This is a genomic window from Nonomuraea sp. NPDC003201, assembly GCF_053590415.1.
Genome location: NZ_JBSFTC010000321.1, coordinates 1 through 11,714 on the forward strand (window position 1 = coordinate 1; position 11,714 = coordinate 11,714).

The window sequence follows — 11,714 nt, forward strand, 5'->3', positions numbered from 1 at the left end:
GCCGCCGGCGGCCTGTTCGCCGACGGGGGCGCCGGGCGGGCCGGGACGGACGCCGCGGCCACGGGCGCCGTCACCGTCACCGCCAAGGGGCAGGTCCTGGCCAAGGCCGATCTCGCCGGCTGCGTGCTCGGGGATGCGCAGGCGTGCGTGCTGCGCGCCGAGCTGCCCGCCGGGGCCGCCACGTACACGATCAGCTCGTCCATGCGCCGGGAGGTGCCGCACTCGACGCTGTCCACGACGGTGGACACGGTCTGGACGGTACGGTCGTCGCACACGGCGGGCGAGCGGCCGCTGCCGCTGATGGCGATGCGGTACGCCCCCGCCGGGCTCGACGACCTCAACCGCGCCGTGCCCGGCTCGACGACCCCGCTGCCCATGAGGCTGGAACGCACCCCGGGAGCCCTCCGGCCGCCGGTCGAGCAGGTCCGGCTGGAGATGTCCGGTGACGACGGCACGACCTGGCGGCCGGTCCCGGTGGTCGGAACGGGTTCGGGGTGGACCGCCATGGTGCCCAACCCGCGCACGCCCGGGCACGTGTCGCTGCGGGTGAAGGTGGCGGACGCCGCCGGCACCGGCCTCACCCAGACCGTCATCAGGGCCTACGCGGTGGGCTCTCCCGGCTGAGGGAGCGCAGCGTGTCGGCCTGACGGACGCGTTCGGCCAGGCCCTGCTCCAGGGACGAGACCGTGATGCCGCGTTTCCGCCGGTCCGACGGGGAACAGGTCGGGCATGGAGGTGCTGAGCAATCGAGTCCTGCTGCGTCCGAAGGATCTCGCCCGGAGTCTCGGCTTCTACCGCGAGACGCTCGGCCTGGCCGTCTACCGCGAGTTCGGCCCCGCCGACCACCCGGGCGTGGTCTTCTTCCTCGGCCAGGGGTTCCTGGAGATCTCCGGGCACTCCGACGACGGCGCCGTCTCGGGGCTGTCGCTGTGGCTGCAGGTACGCGATGTGGCGCAGGAGGAGGGACGGCTCCGGGAGGCGGGGGTCACGGTGGTGCGTGAGGCGCGGCTGGAGCCGTGGGGCCTCATCGAGCTGTGGATCGAGGACCCCGACGGGCACCGCATCGTGCTGGTCGAGGTCCCGTCCGATCATCCGCTGCGCCGTGACCCCCGCTGACGGAGCCGGGCGCCGTGACCCCCGCTGACGGGGCCGGGTGAAGGTCAGGCCATCGCCCGCTCGATGGCCTCGATGATCCGCGGTCGCAGCTCGGCGGCGCTGATGATCGCGTCCACCGAGCCGACCTCGACCGCGCGCTGGATGCTGTGCACCCGGTCGAACTCCGCCGCGACCTCGCCGAGCTTCTCCGCCCGGACGGCGGCCTGCACCTCGGCGAGCTGGGCGTTGAGCGCCGCCCGCTCGGCGCCGCTGGCCGCCGAGACCCGCGTCTGCAGCTCGGTCACCCGCGGGTCGGTCGCGGTGCGGTTGTTCACCTCGCCGGAGAACACCACGGCGGCGGCCGGGGCGCCGCCGAGCACCGAGGCGAACGAGCCTTCCAGCGCCAGCACGGTCATGTTCGGGTTGAGCGCCTTGGAGAACACCACGAACGCGCCGCCGTGGTAACGGGAGATCACGCAGAACACGATCGGCCCGTCGAAGTTGACGATCGCCCGGCCGATCTCCGCGCCGTACTCCAGCTGGAGCTTGCGCATCGACTCCGGCGAGCCGTCGAACCCGGACAGGTTGGCCAGCACCACCAGCGGCCGGTTGCCGGACGCGGAGTTGATCGCCCGCGCGGTCTTCTTCGACGACCGCGGGAACAGCGTGCCCGCGGTGTAGGTGTCGGGGCCGTCGGTGGGCGGGAAGCCGCGCCGCGGCACCGAGCGCGACTCGATGCCGATCAGGCAGACCGGCCGGCCGCCGATGTGCACGTCCTGCACGGCGGACGTCTCCGCGTCGGCCATGCCCGCCCAGCGCTCCAGCACCGGGTGGTCCTGGTCGGACACGGCACGCATCACCGTGCGGATGTCGAACGGCTTCTTGCGGTCGGGGTTGTGTTCGGCGGAGAAGATCTGGCCGACGGTGGCGAAGTCGCTGCCGTCGATCGTGTGCGGGAACTCGGTGATGTCGCGGTCGGCCGGGTCGATGGTGTGCGCCCGCCGCGGCGCCGTCTCGCCGGGCACGACGTAGGTGTGGTCGTAGTGCGCCATGAGCACGTCGCGGGCGGCCGGCAGGTTGGGCGCCCAGTATTGCGCCTGGCCGTTCGGCCCCATGACGCGGTCGTAACCGCCGATGCCGAAGTTGTCCTCGGCCGACACGCCGCCGGAGAAGTCGAGTGACTGCTTGCCGGTGAGCACCATCGCCGAGTCCGGCGTCATCACCAGGATGCCCTTGGTGTGCATGAGCATCGTGGCCTCGGCGTTCCAGTACGGCTGGGCGCCGACGGTGATCCCGGCGACCACGATGTTGATCTCGCCGCCGTCCTGGGTGAACGTGACGATCCGCTTGAGCGCGGCCGCGACCCAGTCCATGTTCTCGGTGCCCGAGGTCATGGAGATCCGCGCGCCGGCCGACAGCGCGTACCACTCCAGCGGGACCCGCATCCGCTCGGCGAGGTCGAGGGCGGCGATCACCCGCGAGCACTCGGGCTCCGACAGCGCGCCGAGCGCCTTCGTCGGGTCGCCGAGCAGGACCACGCGGGTGACGCCTTCGGGGTGCCGCTCGGTCGGCGTCGTGACGACGCCCGCCACGATCGCCGCGGAGTTCTTGCCCTTGGGCCGGTCGACCGGCACGAGCGCGCCGCCCGCGTCGAGGTCGTGCTCGGCGAAGCTGCCCTCCGGCCCGGCGAGCAGGCCGGTCAGCTCGTACGGGTAGACGTTTCCGCGCCGGGCCGCACGCAGCACCTTCTGGCGGTAGTCGTCCAGCGGCTGGACCGGCTCCGTCGACGGCTTGCCGACGTCGAGGCTCGCGCCGTGGCCCGGGTCGAGGGTGATCCGCACGGCGACCTCGGCCAGCTCGCCGGCGGCGTTGCGCTGGCGGGCCACGAACTGGACCTCCTCCAGCCCCGCGCCCGCCGTGGTCGGCAGGATGCGCTGGACCAGCATGTTGAGCTCGTCGGTGGACAGCTCGGTCGACGGCCAGACGTACATCATGATCCGGTTGGTGTCGAAGCGCTTGTTCTGGGGGCGCTGCGCCTGGATGTTGCGGATCGCGTCGAGGCCCGCGGTGAGCGCGTCCTCCACGGCGGGCAGCGCGATCAGCCTGCCGTCGGCCTCGCGCAGCGGCGTCAGGTCGCGGACCTGGCCCATCGCGATGAGCCGCTCGTCGGCCGGGTTGCTCCGCGCCACGGCCTTGAACAGGTAGACCTCCTCGTCGGCCGACGGCAGCCGGGTGAGGTCGAACTCGCGCAGCCGCTGCAGTTGCAGGCGCTCGGCGATCTGCGGGTGCAGGCCGCGGATCAGCCGGTCCTCGGCGAAGCCCGCGCCGTCGGGGCGGAAGGTGAAGTGGTGATGCATCACGGCGCCGCTGGTGCCGACGACGGTGGTGGTGACCCGGCTGACGCCCGCGGGCCGCGAGTGCTCGGCGAGGAGCTGCCCGATCCGCGCCGCCATGGCGTCGGCGTCCGGCTGGTCCTCCCAGGTGACGTAGAGGTCGGCGACCAGCCCTCCATCGGCGGCGAACGTGTCGACGGCGCCGATGGCCGCGGCCAGGGCGGCGATGTCGACCGCGGTGGTGACCACGCGGGTCACGCCGTCCGCGCCGGTGCGCTCGGCGGTGACGAACGGGCAGCCCGCCACCTCGCGCGCGGTGACCTCGGACAGCCCGCGGTTGCCGTAGTAGCGGCGGGTCAGCACCTCCAGCAGCGGCGCGTGGTCCAGCCCGGGCCGGCCGATCCGCTGGCCGATCAGCCGGACCAGCGGCTCGGAGCTGGCCACCATGGCCTGGATCCGCTCGGTGCGGTCCGGCGCGTCGGGGTCGGCGTCCAGGTAGCGCAGGTCGTCGCGTACGGCGGCGTAGACCTTGGCGCGGTTGCGGCGCAGCAGCGGCTGGGCGAACCAGCGGAACACCACGCCGCGGGCCAGGTCGGACACCGTGGGGAAGCGCACCTGCGTGGCCTCGACCAGGTGCTCCAGGCCGAGCCCGGCGCGCTCGTTGAGCGACTCGAACGGCGGCGCGCCGGCCAGCCAAAGGCGCAGCAGCTCCGACACGATCGCGACGCCGGTGCTCATCTGCTGCTGGGCCAGGAAGATCCGGAAGACCGCGGCCTCCAGCTCCGGCGTGCGGTCGAGGTCGTGGACGCCGTAGTGGGCGAGGACCCTGGTGAGCTTGGCCTGGAAGCTCTGGGTGACGCCGGCGCGCTCGACGTCGAGGCTCTGCAGGTAGCTGTGGAAGAACTCGCGCGGGCTGTGCACGGGGTTGCCCGGCTCGACGTCGAGCGCGCCGCCCGGCTTGTTGCGGCTCAGCTCGGCCAGGTCGGCGAACACGGTGAGCAGGTCGAGCTCGCCCTCGATCGGCTGCCTGCCCAGCTCGGCGCGGGCGTCCAGGTAGGACGCCAGCACCTGCTTGCGGTCGTCGGGGCCGCCGTCGAAGCCGAGCAGCAGGCCGCGCAGGTCCTGCAGGCCGCGCTCGACCCGGTCGGCCGCGGACACGTCCGACGGCACGGCGGGCAGGTCGATCTCGACGGTGCCCGCGGCCTCCTCCTCGGGGCCCTCGTCGGCGAGGGGCTCCAGGCGCATCAGCGGCGCGCCGGTCTCGACCTGGCTGCCCACCGACACCGGGCACTCACGGACGCGGGCGCGGAACGGCGCGCGCAGCACCGTCTCCATCTTCATGCTCTCCAGCACCAGGATCGGCGCGCCCGCCTCGACCTCGTCGCCGGCCGACAGCGGCGTCGCGACCACCAGCGCCGGGGCGGGCGAGCGGACGACGCCGCCCTCGTCGCGGCTGATCCGGTGCGTCACGCCGTCGACCTCGACCAGGTGGATCGGCCCGTGCGTGGCCGACACCACCCGGAACCGGCGGCCGTTGACCACGATCTGGCCGCTGTGCTCGTCGAACCGCTCCACCTCGACGTCCGCCGGGTGCACGTCGCCGCCGCCGGAGATCCCGACGCGGAAGCGCCGGTGCCCGACCCGGGCCACGCTCACCCGGTAGCCGACGCCGCGGAGCTTGAGGTCCAGCGGGCGGCCCGAGTCGTGCTGCACCTGCGGGCGGCCGCCGTGCGCGGTGGACAGCAGCCGCCGGCGGCCGACCTCCTCCTCGTCCTGGTAGGCCTCGATCGCGGCGGCGGCCAGGGCGATCGCGGAGTGCCGGTGGCTGATCAGGCGGCCCTTGGCGCGTACGCGGTCGATCCAGCCGGTGTCGGCGCTCGCGTCGATCACCTCGGGCTGGTCGAGCAGGTCGAGCACGAAGCTCTTGTTGGTGGCGCCGCCCTCGATGATCACCGTGGTGTCGGCCATCGCACGGCGCAGCCGGCCCAGGGCCTGCTCGCGGTCGCGGCCGTAGGCGATGATCTTCGCGATCATCGAGTCGAAGTCGGCCGGGATGGTGTCGCCCTCGCTGACGCCGGTGTCGACGCGGATGCCGGGCCCGGTGGGCAGGGCCAGGCGGGCAATGCGGCCAGGGGCGGGCGCGAAGTCGCGGTCGGGGTCCTCGGCGTTGAGCCGGGCCTCGACGGCGTGACCGGCCTCGGGCGGCTGGGGGCCCTCGAGCTTCCCGCCGCCGGCCACGTGCAGCTGCAGCCGGACCAGGTCGGTGCCGGTGGTGATCTCGGTGATCGGGTGCTCGACCTGCAGCCGGGTGTTGACCTCGAGGAAGGCGAACAGCTTCTCGCCGGGGTGGTAGAGGAACTCGACGGTGCAGGCGCCGCAGTAGCCGACCGCCACGGCGAGCCGCTCGGCCGACGCCTTCAGCTCGGCCGTCTGCTCGATTCCCAGCACCGGCGAGGCGGACTCCTCGATGATCTTCTGGTTGCGCCGCTGCACCGAGCAGTCCCGCACGCCCAGCGCCCACGCGGTGCCCTGACCGTCGGCGATGACCTGGACCTCGACGTGGCGGGCGCCGGTGACCAGCCGCTCCAGGAAGACCACGCCGGAGCCGAACGCGCGCAGCGCCTCCTGGCTGGTGCGCTCGTAGGCGTCGGTCAGGTCCTCTTTCGAGGCGACCATGCGGATGCCGCGCCCGCCGCCGCCCGCGGTCGCCTTGAGCATCAGCGGGTAGCCGATCTCGTCGCCGGCGCGCAGCGCGTCCTCAAGGGTGGCGACCTCGCCGCGGCTCCACGGCGCGACGGGGACGCCGACCTTCTCGGCGATGAGCTTGGCGCCGATCTTGTCGCCCAGCTTGCGCATCGCCTCCGCGCTCGGCCCGACGAAGGTGACGCCGATCTTCTCGCACAGCTCGGCGAACGCCGGGTCCTCGGCGACGAACCCCCAGCCGACCCACGCGGCGTCGGCGCCGGTCTCCACCAGCGCCCGCTCCAGGACGGCGTGGTCGAGGTACGGGCGGGCGGAGGCGGGGCCCAGCGGATAGGCGAGGTCCGCTTCGCGGACGAAGGTCGCGTGGCGGTCGGCGTCGGTGTAGAGCGCCACCGTCTCGATCCGCGCCCCGGTCTCCGCGCAGAGGTCCCGGACGGCGTGGATGAGGCGCATCGCTGCCTCTCCACGGTTGACGATGGCGACACGACTGAACACCGGCTGAGCCTCCCCATACTCACGCACAAAGGCGACGCCCGATTCCCGGAGCGCCGCCTGCACCTTTCTACACCCTGCTCGATCGCCGCCCGCTACACCAATGGCCCGCATCGCTCATGGCGAAGCCGCTGCGTTGTGGAAACCCCACAAAAGGTCCCCCGCCCCCTCCCACCCCGCCGCCGCCCTCTGAAGCCCCTGGAACGGGACGGGCACACGCCTCGGGGCGCTTACCGTCCAGGTGATCAAATCACCATGAAGGAGGCCTGGTTGCGCCGATTAATGTCCACGGTCGCCGTCCCTCTGTTGCTCGTCGTCATCACGGCCTTGGCGGCCGGGGTGACGCCCATCGAGAATGTGACCTGAATCACACGGCCTACCGATTCACAATCATGTAACCGATTACATACCCTCATGTAACCGATTACATGGAGGTCAGGTGGCTCGAATCAAAGATGTCGCCGCGCAGGCGGGCGTCTCCGTCGCGACGGTCTCCCGGGTGCTCAACGACAACCCCTCCGTCACCGAGGAGACGCGCAACCGGGTCCACGACGCGATGGCCGCGCTCAACTACCGGCCCAACGCCGTCGCCCGGTCGCTGCGCACCGAGGCCACCAGGACGCTCGGGCTGATCATCGGCGACATCCTCAACCCGTTCTTCGCCGAGCTGGCGCGGGCCGTGGAGGACGAGGCCCGCGCGGCCGGCTACACCGTGATCATCGGCAACGCCGACGAGCGCGCCGACCAGCAGGACCACTACGTGCGCACCCTGCTGGAGAGGCGGGTCGACGGGCTGCTGATCTGCCCCACCGCCGAGGTGACGCCCCTGGTGGAGGAGGTCAGCCGCGGAGAGCGCCCGCTGGTCTTCCTGGACCGGACGCTCAGCGGCATCGAGGTGCCGTCGGTACGGGCCGACGGCAGCACCGCCATCGCCGAGCTGGTCGCCCACCTGCGCGCCCTCGGGCACCGGCGGATCGCGTTCGTGTCCGGGCCGAGCACCCTGTCCACCGGGCGCGAGCGGACCGAGGCCTTCCTGCGGGCGGCGGCCGGGCACGGCCTGGAGATCCCCCAGGAGTACGTGCGCGTCGGCGACTTCCGCGCCGGCAGCGGCCAGCGGATCACCTCCGAACTGCTCGACCTGCCCGAGCCGCCGCAGGCGATCTTCCTGGGCGACAACCTCATGGCACTCGGCGCGCTCGACGCGATCAGCGAGCGCGGCCTGGAGATCCCCCGCGACGTCGCGCTGGCCTCGTTCGACGACGTGCCGTGGTTCAACCACGTCCATCCCCGCATCACCGCGATCAGCCAGCCCACCGCCGAGCTGGGCCGGCGCGCGGTCCGGGTGATCCTCGACGTGCTGAGCGGCCGGGCCGCCGAATCGGTGGTGCTGCCCGCCAGGCTCGTGGCGCGCGAGTCCTGCGGAGAGACAGGCACGAGGAAGGAGGGCCGCTCGTGAGCCAGGCACGGGAGATCCTGCGCGTCGAGGGGCTCGGCAAGAGATTCCCCGGCGTGGTGGCGCTCGACGGCGTCGACTTCGACCTGCGCGCGGGCGAGGTGCACGTCCTGCTCGGCGAGAACGGCGCCGGCAAGAGCACGCTCATCAAGATGCTGTCCGGCGCCTACCAGCCCGACAGCGGCCGCATCCTCGTCGACGGCGAACCGGTCGACATCCGCAACGCCTCCGACGCCCAGCGGCTCGGCATCGCCACGATCTACCAGGAGTTCAACCTGGTCCCGCAGCTGACCGTGGGCGAGAACCTCGCCCTGGGCCGGCCGCCCCGCCGCTTCGGGTTCGTCGACACGCGGCGCATGCACGAGCAGGCCCGCGGCATGCTCGACCTGGTCGGCGTCGGCGTCGACCCGCGCACCCGCGTCGCCGACCTGGGCATCGCGCAGATGCAGATGATCGAGATCGCCAAGGCGCTCGCGCTGAACGCCCGCGTCCTCATCATGGACGAGCCCACCGCCGTGCTCACCACCACCGAGGTGCGGCGCCTGTTCGACCTGGTCGGGCAGCTGCGCGAGCGGGGCGTCGCGGTCGTGTTCATCACCCACCACCTGGAGGAGATCGCCCAGATCGGCGACCGGGTGACCGTGCTGCGCGACGGCCGCTCGGTGGCCCAGGTGCCGGCCGGCACGGCCGAGGAGGAGCTGATCCGGCTCATGGTGGGCCGGCCCATCGACCAGCAGTACCCGCGCGAGGCGAGTGCGGCCGGCGAGCCGCTGCTGCAGGTGCGCGACCTGAGCCGGGCCGGCGCGTTCTCCGGCGTGTCCTTCGAGGTGCGGGCCGGCGAGGTCGTCGGCCTGGCCGGGCTGGTCGGCGCGGGCCGCACCGAGGTGGCCCGGGCGGTGTTCGGCGCCGACGCCCCCGACTCGGGCGAGGTGCTGGTACGCGGCCGGCGGCTGCCCGGCGGCGACGTGCGCGCCGCCATGGAGGCCGGGCTCGGCCTGGTCCCCGAGGACCGCAAGGGCCAGGGACTCGTCCTGGGCGCCGACATCGCCGAGAACCTGGGCCTGGTCACCCTGCGCGGCGCCAGCCACGGCGGATTCGTCGACCGGGCCGGGCAGCGCCAGGCCGCCGCGCGGGTGGCCGCCCGGCTCGGCGTGCGGATGAGCCACCTCGGCCAGGAGGTGCGCACCCTGTCGGGCGGGAACCAGCAGAAGATCGTGATCGGCAAGTGGCTGCTCGCCGATGCCAACGTGCTCATTCTCGACGAGCCGACGCGCGGCATCGACGTCGGCGCCAAGGTCGAGATCTACCAGTTGATCAATTCGCTCACCGCCTCCGGCCACGCGGTCCTCATGATCTCCAGCGATCTGCCCGAGATCCTCGGGATGAGCGACCGCATCCTCGTCATGGCCAGAGGCAGGCTCGTCGGCGAGCTGGAGGCCGCCGACGCGAACCAGGACTCCGTGATGGCGCTCGCCGTCACCGAGGTGGAGGATGCTCGTGTCCACTAACGTGCTGGCCGTACGGCCGACGGCCAGGACCCTGCTGGCCGAGAACGGCTCGGTCGCGGCGCTCGTCGTGCTCGTCGTGGCCCTGTCGCTGCTGTCCGGCGACTTCCTGACCGTGACGAACCTGCTGAACGTGGGCGTCCAGGCGGCGGTCACCGCGATCCTCGCGTTCGGCTCGACGTTCGTCATCATCACCAGCGGGATCGACCTGTCCGTCGGCGCCGTGGCCGCCCTGTCGGCGATCGTGCTGGCCTGGACGGCCGCCGACAGCGGGCTGCCCTGGCCGCTGGCCACACTCGTCGCGCTCGCCGTCGGCATCGGATGCGGGCTGGTCAACGCCGCGCTCATCGCGTACGGCAAGCTGCCGCCGTTCATCGCCACGCTCGCCATGCTGGGCGTGGCGCGCGGCCTGGCCCTGGTGGTCTCCCAGGGCAGCCCCATCGAGATGCCGGAGGCGGTCTCCCACCTCGGCGACACCGTCGGCGGCTACCTGCCGGTGCCCGTGCTGGTGATGGCGCTCATGGGCGTGATCGCCGCCGTCGTGCTCAACCGCACGTACGCGGGCCGGGCGATGTACGCCATCGGCGGCAACGAGGAGGCCGCCCGGCTGTCCGGCATCGCCGTCAGCAGGCAGAAGCTCGTCACCTACGCCCTGTCCGGCGCGTTCGCCGCGGTGGCCGGCATCGTCCTGGCCAGCCGGCTCGCCTCGGCGCAGCCGCAGGCCGCCTCCGGCTACGAGCTGGACGCGATCGCCGCCGTGGTCATCGGCGGGGCGAGCCTGTCGGGCGGCAAGGGCAGGGCGCTCGGCACGCTGGTCGGCGCGCTCATCCTGGCCGTCCTGCGCAACGGGCTGAACCTGCTGTCGGTGTCGGCCTTCTGGCAGCAGGTCGTCATCGGCGTCGTGATCGCCCTGGCCGTCCTGCTCGACACCCTGCGCCGCCGAAGCGGCCGCTGACATCACCGCAAACCCAGTAAGAAGAAGTGAGGTACCACCCATGCGCATCCACGCCCTCGTAGCGGCGGGCGCCGCCCTGACCCTCGGCCTGACCGCCTGCGGCTCGTCCGGCACGTCCTCCGCCGGCTCGGCGGGAGCCGCCTCCGGCGGCGACGTCAAGATCGGCATGTCGATCTCCACCCTGAACAACCCCTACTTCGTGCAGCTGCGCGCCGGCGCCGAGGCCGAGGCCAAGAAGCTGGGCGTCACGCTGACCGTCACCGACGCCCAGAACGACGCCTCCCAGCAGGTCAACCAGGTGCAGAACTTCACCAGCCAGAGCATGAAGGCGATCATCATCAACCCGGTCGACTCCGACGCCGCCGCGCCGGCGGTCAAGATAGCGGAACGTTCCAACGTTCCCGTGATCGCCGTGGACCGGGGCGTCAACGGCGGCAAGGTCGCCCAGACCGTCGCCTCCGACAACGTGGCCGGCGGCAAGCTGGCCGCGGAGCAGCTCGCCAAGGAGATCGGCGAGAAGGGCGAGGTCGTCGTCCTCCAGGGCGTGCCCGGCACCTCCGCCTCGCGCGACCGCGGCCAGGGCTTCGCCGAGGGCATCAAGGCGTTCCCCGGCATCAAGGTCGTCGCCCAGCAGCCGGCGGACTTCGACCGCGCCAAGGGCCTGGACGTCATGACGAACCTGCTCCAGTCGCACTCCGGCGTCACCGGCGTGTTCGCGGAGAACGACGAGATGGCGCTCGGCGCGATCAAGGCGCTCGGCGCCAAGGCCGGCAAGGACGTCAAGGTGGTCGGCTTCGACGGCACCCCCGACGGGCTGAAGGCCATCGAGGCCGGCACGCTGGCGGCCAGCATCGCCCAGCAGCCGGCCCTGCTCGGCCGGCAGTCCGTCCAGAACGCGGTCAAGGCCGTCAAGAGCGAGCAGCTGGAGGCCACCGCCAACGTGCCGGTGAAGGTCGCCACCAAGGACAACCTGTCCGAGTTCACCGGCGCATGAGCTCCGTGGGCGAACACGACGTCGTGGTCGTGGGGTCGGCCAACGCCGACCTGGTCGTCCAGGTCGACCGGCATCCCGCGCCCGGCGAGACCGTGCTCGGCTCGGAGCTGGCCGTCCACCCCGGAGGCAAGGGGGCCAACCAGGCCGTGGCCGCCGCCCGGCTCGGCGCTCGGGTGGCGCTGCT

General features: G+C 72.6%; 7 protein-coding genes and 1 pseudogene. 7 read left to right on the forward strand and 1 reads right to left on the reverse strand.

The genetic code is table 11. The features are described from left to right. Positions 1-624 (forward strand): annotated as a pseudogene (locus ACWDX9_RS51865) (hypothetical protein); the annotation flags it as partial. A 105-nt stretch (positions 625-729) separates the two neighbouring features. After that, positions 730-1,116, forward strand: coding sequence for a VOC family protein (locus ACWDX9_RS51870; protein ID WP_449969174.1), 387 nt, complete (start codon positions 730-732; stop codon positions 1,114-1,116). A 44-nt stretch (positions 1,117-1,160) separates the two neighbouring features. Here the strand turns inward: ACWDX9_RS51870 and ACWDX9_RS51875 are convergent, their stop codons facing one another. Next, entirely contained in the window at positions 1,161-6,626 is a 5,466-nt protein-coding gene (locus tag ACWDX9_RS51875; protein ID WP_449969177.1) for an ATP-binding protein, read from the reverse strand. Between the two features lie 436 nt (positions 6,627-7,062). On the opposite strand from ACWDX9_RS51875, the gene ACWDX9_RS51880 reads away from it, so the two are divergent. From ACWDX9_RS51880 to ACWDX9_RS51900, 5 genes are all read left to right on the forward strand, one after another. Next, positions 7,063-8,079, forward strand: coding sequence for a LacI family DNA-binding transcriptional regulator (locus ACWDX9_RS51880; RefSeq protein ID WP_449969180.1), 1,017 nt, complete (start codon positions 7,063-7,065; stop codon positions 8,077-8,079). Beyond that, complete coding sequence (locus ACWDX9_RS51885; RefSeq protein ID WP_449969181.1) at positions 8,076-9,584, forward strand: sugar ABC transporter ATP-binding protein; 1,509 nt, start codon at positions 8,076-8,078, stop codon at positions 9,582-9,584. The genes ACWDX9_RS51880 and ACWDX9_RS51885 overlap by 4 nt, the downstream gene beginning before the upstream one ends. After that, complete coding sequence (locus ACWDX9_RS51890; protein WP_185072599.1) at positions 9,568-10,536, forward strand: ABC transporter permease; 969 nt, start codon at positions 9,568-9,570, stop codon at positions 10,534-10,536. Before ACWDX9_RS51885 ends, ACWDX9_RS51890 begins: the two co-directional genes overlap by 17 nt. A gap of 40 nt (positions 10,537-10,576) precedes the next feature. Then, entirely contained in the window at positions 10,577-11,530 is a 954-nt protein-coding gene (locus tag ACWDX9_RS51895) for a D-ribose ABC transporter substrate-binding protein (protein WP_449969184.1), read from the forward strand. Further along, positions 11,527-11,714, forward strand: a 188-nt coding sequence (locus tag ACWDX9_RS51900; protein WP_449969187.1) for a PfkB family carbohydrate kinase, incomplete at its 3' end; no start/stop codon positions are given. The genes ACWDX9_RS51895 and ACWDX9_RS51900, both read left to right, overlap by 4 nt.

What these genes read in the sequence shown, in the direction of transcription:
- ACWDX9_RS51870 (WP_449969174.1), top strand. Translation starts at nt 730, where the DNA reads ATGGAGGTGCTGAGCAATCGAGTCCTGCTGCGTCCGAAGGATCTCGCC.
- ACWDX9_RS51890 (WP_185072599.1), top strand. Translation starts at nt 9,568, where the DNA reads ATGCTCGTGTCCACTAACGTGCTGGCCGTACGGCCGACGGCCAGGACC.
- ACWDX9_RS51895 (WP_449969184.1), top strand. Translation starts at nt 10,577, where the DNA reads ATGCGCATCCACGCCCTCGTAGCGGCGGGCGCCGCCCTGACCCTCGGC.